The organism is Mesobacillus boroniphilus (genome assembly GCF_018424685.1).
Lineage (GTDB): Bacteria > Bacillota > Bacilli > Bacillales > Cytobacillaceae > Mesobacillus > Mesobacillus boroniphilus_A.
On sequence record NZ_QTKX01000001.1, the window covers coordinates 92729 to 112329 of the forward strand.

The window sequence follows — 19601 nt, forward strand, 5'->3', positions numbered from 1 at the left end:
TATGCATAAAGAATGACTTTTAACATCATTTGAGGATGGGAGGCCGGCCGGCCCCTCCAGGATAAAGAGATAGAAAGATATGAGGGTTCATCTGGTTGACCGCAAAATCAGCCAATCGGACAAGATGCTGTTGAGGTATCAAAACTTGAAGGTCCGTCGGAAAGGTCAAATGATTTGTTTTATAATTTTCTTGTTTTTATTTTGTGCAAAAAAATGAATATAGAAACTTGAGTTGATTGGAGTGGAAGGCGCGAAGACTCCTCGAAAATGCTAACGCATTTCCATCGTGCGTAGGCTTATTCGAAGATGCTAATCAAAGTCCTGCGGGATCTGCTGGACGGGTCAGATCCCGCAAACGCCAACGGCGGTGAGGAGGCTCAGCGCCGGCCCCGCGGAAAGCGAAGCGTCTGGAACGGAAATCAACGGACCATTTTTACAAGCCGTCCTAAAAAGAAAGAGGGTGCCCAAAAGTTAATACCTTTTGGGACACCCTCTTTACGAAACACTAATTATATTAAGCTTAAAAGGAATCCGATCACTACGACAGCGCCGATAATCATAAGAATTGTTCTTACCATAAAACTTCACCTCAGTCATTATTTTATCTATTATTGGGACTATATTTGGAATGATTCGGAAGACTCGATAAGTCGCTTGCGTTTAACGCGAAGGACAGAAGCTTCATTTGTAAGAAGCCTGGTCAGCTGGTTTAATTTCGGTTCTACATCTGTGCCTTCCATAATAATTTTTAAAGTTGTATTTGGTTCCACTGTCAGCAGGAAAGAAACAAGCTTAGACAATGAAGTTGCCTCAACTGCCTTCTGGCGGCTGTATAAGTAAGTAGTACCGTCCAATTTTTTAGCAGCCTGATAGATTTCAAGCATTTTTTTCATAGTGAATCTTTTCTGAACCATAACATTAGATGACATAATTTCTTTCATTTATATACTACTCCTTTAATGAATCAAATTTTATTAGGTTAGTAGAATATTACCCCGTTAACTTGATTCGAAAACCTGTAGAGGTCAAATTGGGCGATGTTGGCAGGCTAACAAGTGAAAAAGCATCTGAAGCCAAGGTAGTTCTTCAGCGGATAGTCACTCCGTCTCAGGATGGAGAGAAAAACAGTCAGGAGAAGTTTATTGTCGCCTTAAAATTAAGCTAATATGAAGATATTAAAAGAGATGCGAGGAGTAGACATTATGAAAAAACTTACGGAGATTTTCAGGAACAGGAGTTTCACGAAGTTATTTTTGGCAAACTTTACTTCCCAAATGGGCAGTACGATCGGCTTGACAGCCTTCATGTTTTTCCTGCTGGACCGTTTCAGCTCCCAGCCCGCCTATGCGACGATAACGGAGCTGATGTATTCTCTGCCTATGCTTGCGGTGTTTTTCCTGATTGGAGTATTCGCTGACAGGATGGACCGGCAGAAAATAGCGGTTTACTGTGATTGGATAAGTGCGTTTTTATCTATCGCATTAATTGCAGCTATCTATGTTGGATGGATGCCGCTTGTCTTTGCTGTCCTGTTTTTGAGAAGCGCGATTCAAAAGTTCTTCTTCCCGGCTGAACATGGGATGGTACAGGGAATATTGAAAAAAGACGACTACACGACAGCGGCTGGGTTGAATCAGCTCGTGATGAGCCTGTTCATGCTGTTCGGCAATGGTCTCGGAGTACTCGCTTACTGGTCGATTGGCATTTATGGCGCGATTTTAGTTGACACTCTGTCGTTCATCATCAGCGCGCTGCTTATCCAGAAAACTGCTATTTCAATTGAAGCGCGGCTGCCAAATGGCTCTCATACACTTAAGGATTTGAATCTCAAGATGGTATTCAAGGATTTTAAACATGGGTTTAAGTATGTCATGAGCAGCAAATTGTTGTTTGCTCTAATCATCGGGTTTTTCATCTTTGGAATCGTAAATGGCGGCTTCTCCGTCATGCCGATTTTCATTCTGAAATATAAGCTGGCCCCTGATACTTATGAGCAATATTCGATTGTCATCGGCTTCGTGTTTGGGATCGGCGTATTAATCGGCAGCTTTGTTGCATCATTGCTTTCTCAGAAAGTGAAGCTCTATCATATGATTTCAGTAGGTTTGATGATTGCTGGCAGCTTTACCGCTCTTGCTTCTTTGCCGAATAATATCTATCTGTTCCTTGGCATTCTGTTTATCTCTGCACTGGCACTGCCGCTCATAAACGTTGGGATTGGCGGCTGGCTTCCAAGCATTATTGATCCGAAAATGATGGGCAGGGTCCAGGGGCTGATCAGTCCGCTTAATATGCTGTCGCATTCATTGACTCTTGCATTCATTGCGTACAGCTTTCCTTCTTTGCTTACCATTGAAATGCTATATTGGATTGTCGGCGGATGCCTCGCCATCGTAGGTGTGTTTTACATGATTGTACTGCCTAAGCTTGCGCAAGAAAGCGAGTCCGTTTTTAAAGAAACTTCAGTCGAGCAGGGGGTATAGTGGAAAGTCCTTATGGGGCTTTCTTTTTTTTTCGTAGATGGTCAGCAGACCCTCTATTCATTAACTTTTTAAAATTATTTTTGAACGATTCTTTACTTCATGCGTCTTATTAATAAATAATCAATTAAGAGATAATTTTTTTGGTGGCGGGGAAAGTGAGGCATGCTTTGATGGATGAGAAAGAGTTAATCAATAGCGCTAAAAAAGGCGACCACCGATCGTTTGCTGTGCTGTTCAGGAATCATTATCCCCTGCTGGTAAAATACCTGATGAAAATAACGATGAATCCTGATATCGCAGAGGAAATTGCACAAGCAACGATGGCTAAATGTGTGGAGAAAATTCATTTATTCAATGGGAAATCCAAATTCTCGTCATGGCTGATCAGCATAGCCACGAATATGTATATTGATCAGCACCGCAAGAAGAAGCGCGAACGGGAATGGAACGAAGGAGAAGCAACGTCACGAAAACTACAGTGGCATATGGAATCGAAGAATGAGGAATGGACAGATGCGCTCGCAGCATTATCCAGGCTGACAGATGAAATGCGTATACCTCTTATCCTTAAGCATTATTATGGGTATTCGTACGATGAGATTGGTGAAATCCTCAATATCGCCGCTGGTACTGCAAAGTCTAGAGTCCACCATGGACTTTTAGCTGTTAGAAGGGAGCTGAAAGTAGATGACAAACCAAAAGGGAAGCTCGTCAAGCGATGAACAAATGGATAAAGAACTTTTTGACACCATCAGCGCTATCAATAATGGACTGGACAAACTCGATTCCATGGACACTTATGTCCCGGATGATAAATGGTTTGAGCAAATGGTGCTGAATCAGCAGGAGGTTCAAAAGAAGAAATATCGCCGGGAATTAGCGTGGTTCATTTTGAGTGCTATGCTGATTTTGAGCGGGGTGATCTTCACTATGCTGGAGCTCCCGATGCTCTTCTTTATGCTACAGGCTGCAACGGTCGCGATTACAGCAATCTATAGTTATAAAGGAGTCCAAAAGCAGGTGGGCAGCCGATGAACGAAGAACTGTCACCTGTTATGCTGGCCGTAGTTGTTTTGATTCTATTGGTGCAGAGCATTTTTCTTTTTACTGATGCCCGGAAGCATGGCCATAACTATTGGCTTTGGGGAATCCTTGGATTGATTCAGGCACCGATGCCGCTGCTATTTTATCTGCTTTTTGTACGAAAGATATGGCGCGGCAAGTCAGCTGAAAAGTAAAATGATGAAAAATATCGAAAAGTTAGAATTGACATTGTGACTGGTAAGGTGATAACCTTACAAAGGAATGGAAAATATAACTAAAAGGAGGGTTACGGACATGAACATTGTTAAAAACGCACAATACGCTCAACTAAATAAACGTAACCCATCCTTCTGCTATAATTGATTTTTTAATCAAGTTGCTCTGTGACTGAAAAGGCATGGGTTGCGCATCTGCGTGACGTATGCCTTTTTCTGTCTTTATCGATTGATTCAAGACATATCGCATGCCGCGGTATGTCTTTTTTCATGCACAGGGAACGTCCATTCCAAAATAAATGAGGAGGAATCAAGATGGTCAAATCAAAAGTGGAGAAACTGGTAACAAAGGAATATCTCGAAAGCGGATAGTCAGATTTTTACACAGAGAAGGGAGAGTGATTGTTAATGTTATCGGTGTTATCGAAGTTAAGCTGGTTTTTTAAAGAAAACTGGAAGAGATACAGTGTCGCGATTACATTGCTGATTTTTGTCGGCATTCTTGATGTACTGCCGCCGAAAATCGTCGGTATGGCAATCGATTCAATCCAAATTGGTTCCATGAACCAATCGTTAATCCTAAAGTACATTGGCGGCCTCTTGCTGATTACGGTGGTCTCTTATTTCATCACTTATATTTGGATGTATCAATTATTCGGCGGAGCGTTCCTGATTGAACGGAAGCTCAGGACCCGTTTTATGAAGCATTTGCTGAAAATGACACCGACGTTCTTCGAGAAGAACCGAACTGGTGACTTGATGGCAAGGGCGACGAATGACTTAAAGGCAATATCTATCACGGCAGGTTTCGGAGTACTGACACTTGTCGATTCAAGCATCTTCATGCTGACAATCCTGTTCACGATGGGCTTTTTCATCAGCTGGGAGCTGACACTGGTTTCGATCATCCCGCTGCCAATCATGGCGTTTCTAATTAACATATACGGCAAAAGGATTCATTCAAAATTCACCTCTGCCCAGGATGCATTCGGCGAGCTGAATGACCGGGTGCTTGAGTCTGTATCAGGAGTGCGTGTCATCCGCGCTTATGTACAGGAGAGAGCAGATGAATCAAGGTTTCATGACTTGACTGAAGATGTTTACCGTAAAAATGTCGAAGTCGCAAAAATCGATTCTCTGTTTGAACCAACGATTAAAATCCTTGTTGGTATGAGCTATTTAATTGGTCTAGGATATGGAGCATTTCTTGTTTTCCAGCAAAAGCTGACGCTGGGAGAGCTGGTCAGCTTTAATGTATACCTGGGAATGCTGATCTGGCCGATGTTCGCAATCGGTGAATTGATCAATGTCATGCAGCGAGGCAATGCGTCTCTGGACCGCCTGAATGAAACATTATCCTATAATGAGGATGTTGCCGATCCAGTTAAACCCGTGGAAGGCAATGAACCGGAATATTTACAAATGTCTGAGTTCACATTCAAATATCCTTCATCCAATGTAATGAACCTTGATAATATTAAGCTGCATTTGAACCGCGGCGAAACGTTGGGAATAGTGGGCAAAACGGGAAGCGGAAAGACGACATTGATCAAACAGCTGCTAAGGGAATATCCTGAAGGCAGTGGTAACCTGCTTGTATCAGGAGTGCCTATCCAGGAGCACAGCTTGAGGGAGACTCGGGGCTGGATGGGATATGTTCCGCAGGAAAACATCCTTTTCTCCCGTTCGGTCAAGGAAAATATTCTGTTCGGTAACCCTATGGCTTCCGAAAAAGACTTGCAGGATATCATCGACTTGGCGGCTTTCCGAAAGGACCTGGAGATGCTGCCGGAAGGTCTGGAAACACTTGTCGGTGAAAAAGGGGTCGCGCTTTCAGGCGGACAGAAGCAGCGTATTTCGATTGCGCGCGCATTGATCAAGGATCCGGAAATCCTTATTCTTGATGATTCGCTTTCGGCAGTCGATGCAAAAACAGAGAAAAAAATCATTGATAATATCCGCAGAGAGCGGAATGCGAAAACAACCATCATTACAACTCACAGAATGTCTGCGGTAGAGCATGCTGACCATATCGTCGTGCTGCAGGATGGAAAAATTATCGAGGAAGGCACGCACGAACAATTGATGGCTGCTCAAGGTTGGTATTACGATCAATTTACCAAGCAGCAGGCTTTAGCAGTCGAAGAGGAGGTGCACTCCATATGAGTACAGGAAAAAGGCTGTTTAGATATGCGTTAAATTATAAGAAAATAATCCTGATTGCCCTAGCAATGCTGACTGTCGCTGTTGTCGCAGACCTGGCAGGACCATTCATCGCCAAGCGGATGATTGACAACCACATTTTAGGAATTGAGTCGGTCTGGCACAAGACAGAAGCTGGCGATGGTGCAGTTGAATATAATGGCAGCTTTTACACAAAGGATGGCGACGCGGGAACCGCAGATTCTGTCCGGATTTTACAGGTCGGAAGGAATTTTGTGTTTGTAGATGCAGATGTCGAATTCGACGGGAACCGCAGCTATGAGGAAGGGATTTTAACAATCAGCAAAGGGTCAAAAGCTGCGCAATATGAAGCTGAAGTATTGTCCGGCGATGATTTGATGAATTTTTACAAACCAGAAATCCCGAATATTATTAAGCTGCTTTCCTTTTATTTCGGCTTGCTCGTCATTGCGTCCATCTTTCAATATGGGCAGAGGTTTTATTTGCAAAAGTCTGCGAACCGGATTATCCAGAAGCTGCGGGAGGATGTCTTCAGGCAAATCCAGCGGCTGCCGATCCAGTATTTTGACAATCTTCCTGCAGGAAAGGTCGTTGCCAGGATCACGAATGACACAGAGGCGATCCGCGAATTGTATGTCACCGTCCTCTCAACGTTCTTTACAAGTTTCATCTATATTACCGGTATCTATATTGCCTTGTTCATCCTGAATGCAAAGCTTGCGGCGATTTGTTTGCTGCTATTGCCAATCCTGTTCGTTTGGGCAAAGCTTTATCGCAAGTACGCATCAAAATACAATCATGTCATCCGATCCCGCGTAAGTGATATTAATGGCATGATCAATGAATCCATCCAAGGCATGAGCATCATACAGGCCTTCAGCAGGGAAAAAGAAACACAGCAGGAATTCGAGACGCTTAATAAAGAGCATTTTACTTATCAAAATAAATTGTTGAGTTTGAATTCCTCTACATCCCATAATCTTGTGGGGGTGTTAAGAAATATCGTCTTTGTGGCTTTCATCTGGTATTTTGGCGGAGAGGCCCTTCAGCCATCTTCCGCCATTTCACTCGGAATGCTCTACGCGTTTGTCGATTATATTAATCGACTGTTCAATCCTGTCCAGGGAATCGTCAACCAGCTGGCTAACCTTGAGCAGGCGCTGGTTGCCGGAGAGCGGGTGTTCAGTCTTATGGATGAGGAAGGAATCGACGTAAGTGAGAAGGAGATTCATCGTTACAAAGGGAATGTTATTTTCGACCATGTATCATTTGGCTATAAAGAAGGCGAATATGTGCTGAAGGATCTTTGCTTTGAAGCAAATCAGGGTGAAACCATCGCGCTTGTCGGCCATACGGGATCAGGAAAAAGCTCAATCATGAACTTGCTGTTCAGGTTCTATGATCCCCAGGAAGGGAAAATTCTGATTGACGGCATGGATATTACCGAAATGCCGAGACAGACCTTGCGCAAGCATATGGGAATCGTCCTCCAGGATCCGTTCCTCTTTACCGGGACAATAGCCTCCAACGTTAGCCTTGATCACCCTGACATTACTAGGGAAACGGTAGAGAAAGCGCTGGCGAGCGTAGGGGCAGACCGCGTTTTGAAAAATCTTGAAAAAGGTTATGATGAGCCGGTGATTGAAAAGGGCAGTACGCTCTCAAGCGGGCAGAGACAGTTAGTTTCTTTTGCTAGAGCATTGGCCTTCGATCCGGCCATCCTGATACTTGATGAAGCGACATCGAGCATTGATACCGAAACAGAAGCAATAATCCAGGAAGCTATGGATGTCCTTAAGGAAGGCAGGACGACCTTCATCATCGCCCACAGGTTATCGACCATCCGAAATGCTGACCAGATCCTTGTGCTGGACCGCGGGCGGATTGTTGAAAAAGGAAACCATGATCAGCTGATGGAGCTTAAAGGTAAATACTTTCAAATGTACCAGCTGCAGCTTGGCAACAAAGTGAAGGCAGGGTAAACAAGAAAATCCATACCCATTCTTATTGGGTATGGATTTTTTGTTTAGATGATGACGCGATTATTGCTTTTACGGAATATGAGAAACGTCACTTCAAATCATCTTTTTGTCACAAAATATTACGAAACCCTCCCGTTGCCTTTAGGCCTGCTGTGGTAATTTAATAATAAACAGATAAAAATTCAGGAGGTTGTTAAGATGGCGGAGTACGCAGTAACCTTAAGCATCGCAAGCATCATGATCCTGGGCTATTATATAGGCTATGCAATTTATAAGGCATAACCTGGACCGAAAATAGACATAATGAAAAGCGGAAGCAGCATTCATGACTGCTTCCGCTTTTTGTTCTCGCCTAAATGCACTTTTCTGTAATTTATTCTTTAGAACAGGTATCCTATAGGCGAAAATGTTTTAAATCTTTTGATAAGTTAATAATTAGATTGAGGAGGGATCGTGTTGTCAGATTATCGGGTTGAAAGAGATACAATAGGTGAAATCAATGTGCCATCAGATAAATACTGGGGGGCGCAAACACAGCGGAGCAAACAGAATTTCAAGATAGGCACAGAAAAAATGCCAATTGATGTGATTTATGCTTTTGCGGAAGTTAAGAAAGCTGCAGCTAGTGTGAATGCCGCTTCTGGGAAATTGCCGGAAGCAAAAGCGAAGGCGATCAAGGCGGCTTGCGATGAAATCCTTGCCGGGGAATTCGATACACATTTTCCGTTAGTTGTATGGCAGACGGGAAGCGGAACTCAATCGAATATGAACGTGAATGAAGTGGTAGCAAGAAGGGCGAATGAACTTCTTGAAAATGAAGGGTCAAATGAAAAAGTTCACCCAAATGATGATGTGAATATGTCACAGAGCTCAAACGATACATTCCCGACAGCGATGCATATTGCTGCTGTCAAAAAAGTGACAGGAGAAGTATTGCCTGCACTAGAGCTTTTTAAAGAAACATTGAAGCAAAAAGAGCATGAATTCAATGACATCATTAAAATTGGCAGGACACACCTCCAGGATGCGACTCCATTGACACTGGGACAGGAAATCAGCGGCTGGAGAACCATGCTTGAGAAAAATGAACAGATGATTAAGGATGGATTGAAATATGTCCGTGATTTAGCAATTGGCGGAACGGCTGTAGGCACAGGAATAAATGCAGCGAAGGACTTTGGTGACCAGGTAGCGCAGCAGCTTGTTGAACAAACGGGAGAGACCTTTCATTCCGCTCCTAACAAATTCCATGCACTGACTTCACATGATGAAATTGTTTTCCTTCATGGAGCATTGAAAGGGCTCGCAGCAGACTTGATGAAAATTGCCAATGATGTTCGCTGGCTGGCCAGCGGCCCAAGAAGCGGGATTGGTGAACTTTCCATACCGGCAAATGAACCTGGCAGTTCAATCATGCCTGGAAAGGTTAATCCAACCCAAAGCGAAGCACTGACAATGGTGGCGACACAGGTGTTTGGAAATGACGCGACAATCGGATTTGCCGCAAGCCAGGGGAATTTTGAGCTGAATGTTTTTAAGCCCGTGATCATTTTTAACTTCTTGCAAAGCGCGAGGCTTTTGGCTGACGGAATGCGTTCGTTCAATGATAACTGTGCAGAAGGTATTGAGGCGAACCTTGATGTGATTGCAGGCCATGTTGAGCGGTCATTAATGCTTGTTACAGCTTTGAATCCTCACATTGGTTATGAAAAAGCAGCAGAAATCGCCAAGATCGCCTTCAAAGAAAATACAACCTTGAAGGAAGCGGCGATTAAAACAGGCTATCTAACATCAGAGCAATATGACGAGTGGGTTAAGCCTGAAAAGATGATTTAACTGACTGGAAAGAGCATGTAACCCGAAAGAATCTCTTTTATTAGGGGCAAATGCAAAAGGACAAAGTTGGTGCCTGAAAAGCATTCTTGATGACAAATTATAAGGCCCCCTTTGAGAAGGGGGCCTAAGCCATTCTATTTAATTTTATTGTTAATTACAATTTAGCGTGCAGAACCGCCAAGTTGTTGCTCAGCCATTTGTACAAGACGCTTAGTGATTTCTCCACCAACTGAACCGTTTGCACGAGAAGTTGTTTCTCCACCAAGCTGTACGCCAAATTCTGTTGCGATTTCGTACTTCATTTGATCAAGAGCTTGTTGAACACCAGGAACTAATAATTGATTAGTGTTGTTGTTACTAGCCATTAATATTTCCTCCTTTGTGTTTTTCAAAGTTGTATTTGGGTTAGCATTGGAATTGAACCAATCATGACTTTTGCCATGCCACCTGGTTTAACCCGCGATAAGGATTTTGGCTGGGCTAGCCGGATTTGCACCGGCTCGCGTAATAGCTGCCTTCTAAGGCTTAACCCAATGATTTGTCGCGCTCGGTGTTGCTGCGCTGTTTTCTGTTGCTGTTTTATTAATAACTAGTATGTTTTGTTTTGAGAAGTTTATGCGCTATCAGATTAAGGTAATTAATTCCAAAATAATCGCCCTACATAACCATTTCTAATCAACACAAACTATCAATAGCAGAAAAGCAGAAAGGATTGAAGAGAATGGGTATGTGCCCGATTTGCAATGGCTTCAGAACCATGACTCCAGCATGTCCAAACTGCAACGGCAGCATGGAGAACAATGGACGAGAAGCAGACTTTTATGATGATTACAGCCCTTATATGCCAATCGATCAAATGAAGCTTGAAGATGGGTATCCAACCGATTTTTCCAAAGAGGAATGCCCCCATTTGTTCAAATGTCCAAATTGCGGGTCAAGCCAGGTTTTCTTAATTAATGAATGAGGCGTTTAATGACCTCTGGTAATTGAAAAAAGCAACCGCAGGCATCAGCGGTTGCTTTTTTAAAATTTAATGAGGATAGTATTCACTTCGGGAATTGTCCAGCTCCAGCGCCTAGCCCCTCGAGTCGCTTGTCGGGGCTGACCAAGGCGCTTGCGCTTTTCTGATTAAGGACGAATTCTCACTTCTGTATCAGCATCAAAGAAGTGGACTTTATTCATATCGAATGCCAATTCAATTACTTGGCCTGGAGTTACATCTGTACGTGAATCAACACGCGCAACAAAGTCCTGGCCTTCGAATTGAGAGTAGATCATTGTTTCAGCACCGGTTAATTCAGATACTTCAACAGTTGCCTTGATAGTAGCGCCTTGGGAAGCATCGATGAATACTGGCTCGTCGTGAAGATCTTCTGGTCTTACGCCAAGGATGATTTCTTTGCCTACATATCCTTGAGCACGAAGCACTTTCATTTTTCCTTCTGGAATAGCTATTGAAGAGTTGTTGACAGTGAATTTGCCTTCTTCAATTTTACCAGTAAAGAAATTCATCGAAGGTGATCCGATAAATCCGCCAACAAAGACGTTTTCAGGACTTTCATAAACTTCTTTCGGAGCTCCAACCTGCTGGATTACGCCATCCTTCATAACAACAAGGCGAGTGGCCATTGTCATCGCTTCCGTCTGGTCGTGCGTTACGTAAATAGTCGTAGTGTTCAGGCGGCGGTGAAGCTTGGCGATTTCAGCACGCATCTGTACACGAAGTTTTGCATCAAGGTTTGATAAAGGTTCGTCCATCAAGAATACCTTAGCGTCACGGACGATCGCACGTCCCAAAGCAACACGCTGGCGTTGACCACCAGAAAGTGCTTTTGGCTTACGGTCTAAGTAAGGCTCAAGACCAAGGATTTTTGCTGCTTCTTTAACGCGGCGGTCAATTTCATCCTTAGCAAATTTGCGAAGCTTCAGTCCAAATGCCATGTTATCGTAAACAGTCATATGCGGATATAGTGCATAGTTCTGGAAGACCATTGCGATGTCACGATCCTTAGGAGGAACATCGTTGACGCGCTTTCCATCGATGTAAAAATCACCTTTTGATATTTCTTCTAGACCAGCGATCATACGAAGAGTCGTAGATTTACCGCAGCCAGATGGGCCAACGAATACGATGAATTCTTTATCCTGGATGTGAAGGTTGAAATCTTCAACAGCTGTTACTTTGTTATCATAAATTTTATAAATATTGTCTAATTTTAACTCGGCCATTTTTTTAAGCCTCCCTGAATGTTTGTCTACAAAAACAGTTTAGCGGAAATGACCTGAAATAATCATCGGCAGGGTGCACAAAAATAATGTAAGCCCTTTTATGCAATTTGTTTAATGTTAATGAAAAGTGGATCGAATCAGCGCATTTCCTCATAAAGACTGGATAGGTAAACCACAACGGCTGCATCAAAATCCTTTAAGTTGACGCTAGTCTTTTCCATGAACTTGTCCAATCTGTACTGGAGAGTATTTCGGTGGACATAAAGTTTTTTGGCCGAAAGGGAAGCGTTTGAATTACTTTCAAGGAAGACCTTAATCGTTGCCATCAACTCTTTATCCTCTCCAAATGCCTCAAGAAAAGTAACGTCAAGAATACCCTTAAGGTAATCAGGCAAATGTGTCGCTAACAGCATCGGAAAAGCTTTTTCAAACGTGTACACAACGTCACGAGTAGTATGACGGGTTAATTCCTCGAATACTTGCTTTTCTCTATCGAAAAAGTGAGGGAGCTGTGTAGAAACCTTCTGGAATTTGCCGATATAAAAGGAGATTTTTACATAGAAGTCACTCTCGAATGTTGAGGAAATGGAATAAAGTTCTTCAGCATTTTCCGACACTTTCTTTTTTTCTTCAATAATGATTCCGTAAAATTCCTTAACCCAAATAATAGTATGGTCAGGAAAAAATCCATTTAAAGCTTCATGGATTTCCTCGGTTCCCATATCACTTGACTGTAGCTGGAACTGGATGAAACGCACTTCCTCGCTCTCGGCGACAGGTAGTGAGCCATCATGGAAGAGAAATTCGTTCCAGGAATGTGCTGCTCCTGTTAGAGGTGTATTATTTTCCAGTTCGAGAAAATGAAACAGATTCTTCATTAATTCGAGCTGGCTTTCAGAAATATTTTGTTTTGGTATACTTATCCACAATGGCTTGTCCTCGGTTTCCGTAAACCAATAATAAGCAGGTGATGGATTGGATGGAATACTTTCATGCGTGACAGAATCAGGGAAATAAGCTAATATTTTATTAATCATATAAGTATCCTCAGATTTAATTTGATAAAAGCTGACATATCTTTTATTATAACAGGTGTAGCTTTTAAATGTTAATTCACTGCAAAAGCCATCAGCTGGTAGAAAAAAGGGAAAAATGTTGGTATAATAGATACAATACGGGGTACCGTAAAAGAGAGGTGCAGGGAAATGGAATACTCAACAGAAATGAAAAATCGCTTGAAGCGATTAGAGGGTCAAGTACGCGGAGTCATTCGCATGATGGAAGAAGAAAACCACTGTAAGGACGTTGTAACTCAATTATCAGCTGTCCGTTCTGCAGTAGACCGCGCGATTGGTTTCATCGTCGCTAAAAACCTTGAATCTTGCATTACTGAAGCAGCACAGGAAGGCAAAGATGCCGACGAAGCGATCAAAGAAGCAGTAAATATGATTGTAAAAAGCAGATAAGACACCAGCATCCTTTTAGGATGTGGTGTCTTTTTTTTCTGCTACTTCATTCATTTGGAGGGTCTTCAGGGTATAAATCATGGCTTTCTTCAATATTTGGTGAACTGTCCAATCTATGTACAGTGCCACCGGCCATTCCCTCATTGATCATCCGGTCAACATCGACATAAACTTTGTCCCGTCCCTCATATTGCAAATCCTCTGCAAACTTCTTGCCGTGTTTTTCTTGCATGTTATCCTCCTCCAGTGTTTTAAGCTTAGAGTTCCGGAAAAGGAGCAGAAACATACACATTACTTCTCATATACATGGAAGAGCATTAGCTCGTGGATTTGCTCCTTCAGCTGTTCGATATGCTCATCGGAGGGGTGTTCAGAGTTCCACTGAATTTCTCCATTTTGGTGATAGATTCCCGTAAACTTTTGCTTTTTAAAATAAAATGAAAAATGCCAGCCAGGCATTTCTTTATTTTCAAATAACGATTTGAATTGGAAATGAGTAATCAATCTGATTCCCCCTGTAAAAAATGTCTTTATCATTATTATATAATATTCAAGCACTATAAAGGGAGGATGCAGGTGATTACTCCTGAAAAACTGTTTGCAAATGACAAAGAGCGCATGTTTAGTGGTTTGAGGGGATGGATAAACGAAAAAAAGCCGCCATTAAAAATGCGGCCCATAATAAACTGTATCCAGGAAACCTCTATCAAAATCCTGTTTTTCTGAAAAATATATCCACAAGAGCAGAGATCCTTTTTTCCTCAATCTGGGGTTCGTCGAAGCTCATTGGTTTTGAGTTGACTTCATAAATGACATAATGGCCTTTTTCGGTGATTCCTGCATCAAGGGAGAATTCTCCGAAGTAGCCTAATTCTTCAGTAAGGAGCTGTCCGATTTCTTTTACAGCCCAGTCGAAGAATTGGTCATGTCTGTCATTCTTGACCTTAATATAGGGGAGCATGATTCCTCCGTTCGGCAGGTGGGTGGTCAGATCCTGCTCTCGGGATTGGCGGATCCCGATTCCAGTTACTTCATACCCATCCGGTCCGTCATGGGCATGGACGCGAAAGTCAAATCGTTTTCCATCGATGGCTGTCGGCATGACTTCTTTTTGGGCAATGTACTCGTATCTTATCAGCTGCCTGGATTTGACCTTCCAAAATTCCTTTATGCCAGGATACAGCTGGCGATGTGAATGGCTCTCGAATTCGATTTGCCCGTTCTTTTGCCGCAGACGGAAAATCCCGATACCCTTAGAAGATGAAGCAGGCTTCAGATAGATTCCCTCATGCTTATCAAGGAAAGCGGCTAACTGGATCATTGATTTCACTGCAATGCTTTCTGGCATTAGCTTTCTTAACTGTGGATGTCTGGTGAAAAGGGAGTACAGCTTGTTTTTGTTGATAAAGCCAGGGTTGAAAAATGGTATTCCGAGCGCGGACAGGTAGTTTGCGGCATCTTTGAAAGCTGGCTGCTGCTCAGCTTTCCGGAAGGGAACACGATTAAAAACAAGATGAGGAAGAGGTGTTTTCACAGGGATCCATTTTTGGGCTGCTGGTAAAAATACGACTCCGGTGAGTCCATCTTTGACGATTGTTTCTGGAGGGAAGACGACAATTAACCCTTTTCGCTTCAGAATCTCGTCCTGAAGCGCCTGGAATAATGAACCATTTCCAGATAGGGACATATTCTTGCTCATAGAGGTCATGATTCCAACCAGCGGCCCGATATTTCCCTGCTTGTTTTTCAATAAGAACTGTTGGCTGTTTTCCGGAAGTGTCCCTGATGAAGCGGCAGGGATGCTGATTTTATTAAAGCCAAAGCTGAATATATCGCCAGCTTTGGCTTCATGAGTCCATGTCTTCGTTTCAGCATTGTAGCGGAGAATCATTTGAAAATATCCTCAGGTGCCGTAATGGCTTTTTCCGCTAAAAAAATGCCGAAGGATAGTGATAGCTTCCTGGTGAGTAAATCGAAATTTCTCAGCTTTGGATGCTTGAAAATCGACCGTCCTGGCTTTGAGTTGGCTTCAAACAGCCATACTTTTCCTGATTTATCGATTCCTAAGTCAAAACCAATTTCGCCTATGATCCCTTCCATATTTTTTTCCAATATAGAACTAAGGAGCAGGGACGCTTCAGAAAGCTTCTTTTCACAGAGCTCTTGCTCGGTCCGGTCTTCAAACAATTCATCAAGGGATTTTACGACTCCACCGTTGTTCACATGGGTTGTCACACTGCCCTGGCCGGCAATTTTTGCGGCAATTGCCGCTACCTGCCACTGTCCGTATTCATCTTTATTTGTATGGACCCTGAAATCAATGAGCCTTTTCTCGGATCTCAGGAGGCTGATACCCTGCTGAACAATCATCTGGGAAAGATTCCGCTTGTGAAAAATCTTCTTCATCAACTTTTCAAGTGTTTCAAACCTCGTTAACTTATTGATGCCCTCCTGGTCGCGGTAACGACAATAATAATAGCCATTATGTTTATCAAACAGAATTTGGTGAATTCCCAGGCCAAGACTTCCATTAGCTGGTTTGACATACACATTTCCATAGTTTGAAAGCATCCTTTCAATTACAGAAAACGAAGAAAATTGATGCGTTTCAGGCAAGTACTCTGATGCACGTTCATCCTGCTGCAGGCGCTCAAATACATCCAGCTTGCTGAAAAAGCCCGGATTATACCATGGAATCAAGTAATCGGTCTGCATCCTGGATTTCAGGCTGCGAAGCTCAAACTTTCTTTCAGTGCGCCTGTTGGGAAGACGGTCGTAAACAACATTGGGGAAGGGCACCTTTATTTTCGTCCAGCTTCCGTCAATAAAGAAATAACCTTGTATTAGTCCTTGATCCCAGTCGATATGCTCCTCGCCAAAGACGAAGGGAAGGGCGCCGACTGATTTATTGACCGAAAGCAGCTTTGCAAAAAACATGGACCTCTCGCCAATCGGTCTCAGAGGGTAAGGTGTGAATCCAGACGTCAGAATGCCAATCAGAGGCCCGATAAACAATGTATGCTGATCGATAAAAATATGCAATGAGGTCGATAGTTCAGGCATCGAGAGCTCTTTCTTCACATCATCACTCAGGACAATCACGTTTCTTCCTTTAGGGTGAGGAGCACACGCAACATCAACCACCTTGTTTCCAAACGCGATTTTATTGATTTCCCTGGTATGTGTCAGATCAGCAGGGACAAAGACTAGTTGTTTGGAATGGGTGATGATTTCAATAGGATATTTTTTTCTCATAAGTGCTGTTCCTCTCTTTCTGGCAGAATTTCCGAAAGCACTCTGGCATATTCAAGCGGTGCCTTATATAGCACTTCTTTCTGATCCGGATTTGTGGAAGTGATGACTTTTCTGCCGGGCTTTGAATTCGTATCAAGCACCCATAGGGCATGGTCTTTGGAGACACCGATATCTACCCCCAGCTCAAAAAGTCGTGGGAATGATGCTTCAAGAATACCGGGCAGCTTTGAGAGAATTTCCTCCAATTCATGCAAAATGAATCTTTTTGTACGGATATTAAGTGAATTTGCATACTCTTCAAATGGCAAGATTTCTCCACCGGTACTCAAGTTCGAAAGGATGCCATCCTTGCTGCCGCGGCGGATTCCCTTGCCTCGCACAATCCACTTTTCTTCATTATCCTTTTGCAGCAACACTCTTATGTCAAAAGGATAATGTTGCGAATCGGACAGCTGGATGTAAGGCTGCATTAAATACTCTTTTTTGCTGAACAAGTTGTCGAGCCAATCCACTGTCTCACTAGTAGAATGGAAGGTTTTTGTGGACAGCCTGCCGCCAAGGTCAGCTGAGATTTCAAACTCCCTACCTGATTTTTCAATTTTATAAATCCCTGCACCGCCAGAACCGAATATCGGCTTCAAGACCGCATTTTTCATCTCTTCTAGCTGGGCAATAACATCTTTTCCACTACCGGCAAGAATCGTTTTCGGGATGTATGGGGACAGTGAAGATTTCGACAAAACCTCGTATATGGCCCATTTATTTGGCAAGCCGTTTCCAAGGAAGGTAATATCCCCTTTATTCTTGAGCCATTTCACAATCGCCATCGCCTGCTTCGAGGCAGGATCATTTGTATAAAAACAACGGTCATAAACGATCGTGGGAATCTTAAACTCGGCCTTTAACCAGCAGTCCTTCATGTGGTCGAATTTCTCACCCGAAACCAATTGTGTTACTGGATGGATTGTAGCCGGTGAAAAGCGAAAGCAGGTGAACTCGTTTGGATTCGCACGCCTGGCAATCTCGGTAAAATATGTTAGTTCACTTTTTAATGAAAGTGACATCATTCCGAATGAAATCATTTGCATTACTCCTTTTGTACTTATAGCTGGCAAAGTCCATAGCAATGGTCAATGATGGCTTTTGTCGATGGCCTGATTTTCGAGCCGCGCTCTTCAAAGTTCTTGGAAGGCTTGGAGTTGGCTTCAATCAGCCACAAGTTACCTTTAATATCAATCCCAATATCAATTCCCAGCTCGGCTGTGAGTCCTTCTGCATTTCTGCTGATGACTTCTGCGATTTCCAGGGCAAGCTCTTTCATCAGTGCCAATTGATGCCTCGCTTGTTCCTTTCCGAAAATCAATGCGAGTGTATGCCCCGGTTTCATGACCTCGCCGCCGCGGGCTATATTAGATACGAAAAATTGTTCTGCGGAAACTCTGGCGACGATGGAAGTAACCTTCCAGAATTGCTGGGCATTTTTATGACAGAGGACCCTGAAGTCCATCCTCCTGCCATTAAACTCCGATAGCTGTATACCCTGCTGAATGATGCATAGCCGTTTTCCAACCATGGGATTGATGGCACGAGCCAGTTCTGATACATGCTTAAATTCTTGCAGGTCTCTTGCCGGCATCGAGGAAATTGATGCATGAATCGTCCCATCATTTTTGGCCACCTGGATAATATTGCGTCCCTGGCTGCCATGTACAGGTTTGATGTATAGCTCATCATGCTTTTCGAGCATGGTTTCAAGCTGGGTCCCGGAATATAGATGTGTTTCGGGTATGAACGAATGCAAATGCTCTTCTTTCAATAAAGATTCATGGATTTCCCACTTTGAAAGAAATCGGTGATTAAATATCTTTATTCCCAGAGCATCCAGTTTATTTAAAAATCCCGCAAATCCTTTGCTAATTTCGGTCCTTCGGGATGAAACCCGATTGTAGATGACAGCGGGAAAGGGGAAAAGTCCTTTTCTCCATCCATCTTCATTGTCATCGTAAGAAAAGCCCTCGACTCCATCGTCAGAAAAGCCTTTAAGTGAAAAAACATAAAAGCTTCCGCCTAGTTCTGAAATTCCCTGGTGAAGCTCTTCGCAAAAGGAGTGGACTTTTCCGAAGTCAGGACCTTGATCTTCTTTAATTTCGGTCAGCAAAGCGATGACGGGATTGTTGGGTAAGCTTTTCGATTTTGCTGGCGTCATAGCTTCTCCTCATTTTCTTTTAGGCTGTTTAAGGCAACACCCTATTGTAAAATAGGCAAACACACATATTGCATCCTATGAATAGTAGTTATTATTGGTGATTTTCAATATAGGGGTCGAATTCCGCCTAACCCGAACTTTTGGCAATCAGCCACATAGTTTGTTATAGTGTAGTGGAGTGTTTAACGTAGAAGGAGTGATTTAAATGGCAGTCAATCTTTACGATTCAGCCTACGAGTTAGAAAAAGTGATCAGGAACAGTTCGGAATACACAGAATTAAAAAACCTTTACGATGCTGTGAATAGCGATGAATCAGCAAAAAGAATGTTTGAAAGCTTCCGCAATATCCAGTTACAGCTTCAGGAAAAGCAAATGACTGGGCAGGAAATTACCCAGGAAGAAGTAGAGCAGGCGCAAAAGACAGTCGCACTTGTTCAGCAGCATGAGTTAATCTCAAAGCTGATGGAAGCAGAGCAAAGAATGAGCATGGTTATTGCCGAGCTTAACCAGATCATCATGAAGCCTCTTGAAGAGCTTTACGGAAATCCGAACCAGCAGCAATAATAGAATGACAGACTCCCGCCAATGTGCTGGGAGTTTTTTTGAGTTATTTTTGACCCTAATGGAGCAAGGCTCTTCCTTTATGGTGCCACACAAACTTCCCTGGTGTTTAATTTACGTCCTACGATGATGACAAATC

20 protein-coding genes are annotated in these 19601 nt (G+C 43.0%); 10 read left to right on the top strand and 10 right to left on the bottom strand.

All coding sequences use genetic code 11. The features are described from left to right. Nucleotides 1-617: 617 nt before the first annotated feature. Complete coding sequence (locus DYI25_RS00520) at nucleotides 618-941, bottom strand: HPr family phosphocarrier protein (RefSeq protein WP_213365655.1); 324 nt, start codon at nucleotides 939-941, stop codon at nucleotides 618-620. A 261-nt stretch (nucleotides 942-1202) separates the two neighbouring features. Between DYI25_RS00520 and DYI25_RS00525 the strand changes: the two genes are divergently transcribed. The 7 genes from DYI25_RS00525 to fumC all read left to right on the top strand — a co-directional run bounded on the left by DYI25_RS00525 (nucleotide 1203) and on the right by fumC (nucleotide 9744). After that, nucleotides 1203-2483 carry an MFS transporter gene (locus tag DYI25_RS00525; RefSeq protein WP_213365658.1) on the top strand — a complete coding sequence of 427 codons (1281 nt, stop codon included), beginning with the start codon at nucleotides 1203-1205 and terminating at the stop codon, nucleotides 2481-2483. Nucleotides 2484-2653: 170 nt separating this feature from the next. Continuing rightward, on the top strand, nucleotides 2654-3205 hold the full coding sequence (gene sigY / locus DYI25_RS00530) for an RNA polymerase sigma factor SigY (RefSeq protein ID WP_213369305.1): 552 nt from the start codon (nucleotides 2654-2656) through the stop codon (nucleotides 3203-3205). Beyond that, entirely contained in the window at nucleotides 3171-3518 is a 348-nt protein-coding gene (locus tag DYI25_RS00535; RefSeq protein ID WP_213365661.1) for a YxlC family protein, read from the top strand. Before sigY ends, DYI25_RS00535 begins: the two co-directional genes overlap by 35 nt. Next, nucleotides 3515-3721 (top strand): sigma-Y antisigma factor component, encoded by a 207-nt coding sequence (locus DYI25_RS00540; protein ID WP_213365664.1) that lies wholly within the window; start codon nucleotides 3515-3517, stop codon nucleotides 3719-3721. The genes DYI25_RS00535 and DYI25_RS00540 overlap by 4 nt, the downstream gene beginning before the upstream one ends. Before the next feature lie 429 nt (nucleotides 3722-4150). Then, complete coding sequence (locus tag DYI25_RS00545; RefSeq protein WP_213365667.1) at nucleotides 4151-5908, top strand: ABC transporter ATP-binding protein; 1758 nt, start codon at nucleotides 4151-4153, stop codon at nucleotides 5906-5908. Next, the gene (locus tag DYI25_RS00550) at nucleotides 5905-7908 is read left to right on the top strand and encodes an ABC transporter ATP-binding protein (protein ID WP_213365670.1); all 2004 of its coding nucleotides are present in this window, start codon (nucleotides 5905-5907) and stop codon (nucleotides 7906-7908) included. The genes DYI25_RS00545 and DYI25_RS00550 overlap by 4 nt, the downstream gene beginning before the upstream one ends. Before the next feature lie 456 nt (nucleotides 7909-8364). Next, nucleotides 8365-9744 (top strand): class II fumarate hydratase, encoded by a 1380-nt coding sequence (fumC, locus tag DYI25_RS00555; RefSeq protein WP_213365673.1) that lies wholly within the window; start codon nucleotides 8365-8367, stop codon nucleotides 9742-9744. 161 nt (nucleotides 9745-9905) lie between these two features. On the opposite strand, the gene DYI25_RS00560 is transcribed toward fumC, so the two are convergent. Beyond that, complete coding sequence (locus tag DYI25_RS00560) at nucleotides 9906-10109, bottom strand: alpha/beta-type small acid-soluble spore protein (protein ID WP_213365676.1); 204 nt, start codon at nucleotides 10107-10109, stop codon at nucleotides 9906-9908. 356 nt (nucleotides 10110-10465) lie between these two features. Between DYI25_RS00560 and DYI25_RS00565 the strand changes: the two genes are divergently transcribed. After that, nucleotides 10466-10708: a hypothetical protein gene (locus DYI25_RS00565; protein ID WP_213369306.1), complete on the top strand. Its 243-nt coding sequence runs from the start codon at nucleotides 10466-10468 to the stop codon at nucleotides 10706-10708. A 164-nt stretch (nucleotides 10709-10872) separates the two neighbouring features. Here DYI25_RS00565 and DYI25_RS00570 read toward each other — a convergent pair whose 3' ends face one another. Beyond that, entirely contained in the window at nucleotides 10873-11973 is a 1101-nt protein-coding gene (locus DYI25_RS00570; protein ID WP_213365679.1) for an ABC transporter ATP-binding protein, read from the bottom strand. A gap of 137 nt (nucleotides 11974-12110) precedes the next feature. Further along, nucleotides 12111-13010: a PucR family transcriptional regulator gene (locus DYI25_RS00575; RefSeq protein WP_213365682.1), complete on the bottom strand. Its 900-nt coding sequence runs from the start codon at nucleotides 13008-13010 to the stop codon at nucleotides 12111-12113. A gap of 168 nt (nucleotides 13011-13178) precedes the next feature. Between DYI25_RS00575 and DYI25_RS00580 the strand changes: the two genes are divergently transcribed. Next, a complete protein-coding gene (locus DYI25_RS00580) occupies nucleotides 13179-13439 on the top strand; it encodes a metal-sensitive transcriptional regulator (protein WP_213365685.1) in 261 nt (86 codons plus the stop codon). A 46-nt stretch (nucleotides 13440-13485) separates the two neighbouring features. Here the strand turns inward: DYI25_RS00580 and DYI25_RS00585 are convergent, their stop codons facing one another. From DYI25_RS00585 to DYI25_RS00610, 6 genes are all read right to left on the bottom strand, one after another. Then, nucleotides 13486-13671, bottom strand: coding sequence for a hypothetical protein (locus tag DYI25_RS00585; protein ID WP_213365688.1), 186 nt, complete (start codon nucleotides 13669-13671; stop codon nucleotides 13486-13488). A 59-nt stretch (nucleotides 13672-13730) separates the two neighbouring features. Then, nucleotides 13731-13943, bottom strand: coding sequence for a YheE family protein (locus tag DYI25_RS00590; RefSeq protein WP_213365691.1), 213 nt, complete (start codon nucleotides 13941-13943; stop codon nucleotides 13731-13733). Nucleotides 13944-14145: 202 nt separating this feature from the next. Beyond that, the gene (locus DYI25_RS00595) at nucleotides 14146-15330 is read right to left on the bottom strand and encodes a YheC/YheD family protein (RefSeq protein WP_213365693.1); all 1185 of its coding nucleotides are present in this window, start codon (nucleotides 15328-15330) and stop codon (nucleotides 14146-14148) included. Further along, a complete protein-coding gene (locus DYI25_RS00600; protein WP_213365695.1) occupies nucleotides 15327-16694 on the bottom strand; it encodes a YheC/YheD family protein in 1368 nt (455 codons plus the stop codon). Before DYI25_RS00600 ends, DYI25_RS00595 begins: the two co-directional genes overlap by 4 nt. Beyond that, entirely contained in the window at nucleotides 16691-17776 is a 1086-nt protein-coding gene (locus DYI25_RS00605) for a YheC/YheD family protein (RefSeq protein ID WP_213365698.1), read from the bottom strand. The genes DYI25_RS00600 and DYI25_RS00605 overlap by 4 nt, the downstream gene beginning before the upstream one ends. 20 nt (nucleotides 17777-17796) lie before the next feature. Continuing rightward, the gene (locus tag DYI25_RS00610) at nucleotides 17797-18900 is read right to left on the bottom strand and encodes a YheC/YheD family protein (protein WP_213365701.1); all 1104 of its coding nucleotides are present in this window, start codon (nucleotides 18898-18900) and stop codon (nucleotides 17797-17799) included. A 205-nt stretch (nucleotides 18901-19105) separates the two neighbouring features. On the opposite strand from DYI25_RS00610, the gene DYI25_RS00615 reads away from it, so the two are divergent. Then, complete coding sequence (locus DYI25_RS00615) at nucleotides 19106-19465, top strand: YlbF family regulator (RefSeq protein ID WP_213365704.1); 360 nt, start codon at nucleotides 19106-19108, stop codon at nucleotides 19463-19465. Nucleotides 19466-19601: the final 136 nt, after the last annotated feature.

What these genes read in the sequence shown, in the direction of transcription:
- DYI25_RS00520 (WP_213365655.1), bottom strand. Translation starts at nt 941, where the DNA reads ATGAAAGAAATTATGTCATCTAATGTTATGGTTCAGAAAAGATTCACT.
- DYI25_RS00525 (WP_213365658.1), top strand. Translation starts at nt 1,203, where the DNA reads ATGAAAAAACTTACGGAGATTTTCAGGAACAGGAGTTTCACGAAGTTA.
- sigY (WP_213369305.1), top strand. Translation starts at nt 2,654, where the DNA reads ATGGATGAGAAAGAGTTAATCAATAGCGCTAAAAAAGGCGACCACCGA.
- DYI25_RS00535 (WP_213365661.1), top strand. Translation starts at nt 3,171, where the DNA reads ATGACAAACCAAAAGGGAAGCTCGTCAAGCGATGAACAAATGGATAAA.
- DYI25_RS00540 (WP_213365664.1), top strand. Translation starts at nt 3,515, where the DNA reads ATGAACGAAGAACTGTCACCTGTTATGCTGGCCGTAGTTGTTTTGATT.
- DYI25_RS00545 (WP_213365667.1), top strand. Translation starts at nt 4,151, where the DNA reads ATGTTATCGGTGTTATCGAAGTTAAGCTGGTTTTTTAAAGAAAACTGG.
- DYI25_RS00550 (WP_213365670.1), top strand. Translation starts at nt 5,905, where the DNA reads ATGAGTACAGGAAAAAGGCTGTTTAGATATGCGTTAAATTATAAGAAA.
- DYI25_RS00560 (WP_213365676.1), bottom strand. Translation starts at nt 10,109, where the DNA reads ATGGCTAGTAACAACAACACTAATCAATTATTAGTTCCTGGTGTTCAA.
- DYI25_RS00565 (WP_213369306.1), top strand. Translation starts at nt 10,466, where the DNA reads ATGGGTATGTGCCCGATTTGCAATGGCTTCAGAACCATGACTCCAGCA.
- DYI25_RS00570 (WP_213365679.1), bottom strand. Translation starts at nt 11,973, where the DNA reads ATGGCCGAGTTAAAATTAGACAATATTTATAAAATTTATGATAACAAA.
- DYI25_RS00575 (WP_213365682.1), bottom strand. Translation starts at nt 13,010, where the DNA reads ATGATTAATAAAATATTAGCTTATTTCCCTGATTCTGTCACGCATGAA.
- DYI25_RS00580 (WP_213365685.1), top strand. Translation starts at nt 13,179, where the DNA reads ATGGAATACTCAACAGAAATGAAAAATCGCTTGAAGCGATTAGAGGGT.
- DYI25_RS00585 (WP_213365688.1), bottom strand. Translation starts at nt 13,671, where the DNA reads ATGCAAGAAAAACACGGCAAGAAGTTTGCAGAGGATTTGCAATATGAG.
- DYI25_RS00595 (WP_213365693.1), bottom strand. Translation starts at nt 15,330, where the DNA reads ATGATTCTCCGCTACAATGCTGAAACGAAGACATGGACTCATGAAGCC.
- DYI25_RS00600 (WP_213365695.1), bottom strand. Translation starts at nt 16,694, where the DNA reads ATGAGAAAAAAATATCCTATTGAAATCATCACCCATTCCAAACAACTA.
- DYI25_RS00605 (WP_213365698.1), bottom strand. Translation starts at nt 17,776, where the DNA reads ATGATTTCATTCGGAATGATGTCACTTTCATTAAAAAGTGAACTAACA.
- DYI25_RS00610 (WP_213365701.1), bottom strand. Translation starts at nt 18,900, where the DNA reads ATGACGCCAGCAAAATCGAAAAGCTTACCCAACAATCCCGTCATCGCT.
- DYI25_RS00615 (WP_213365704.1), top strand. Translation starts at nt 19,106, where the DNA reads ATGGCAGTCAATCTTTACGATTCAGCCTACGAGTTAGAAAAAGTGATC.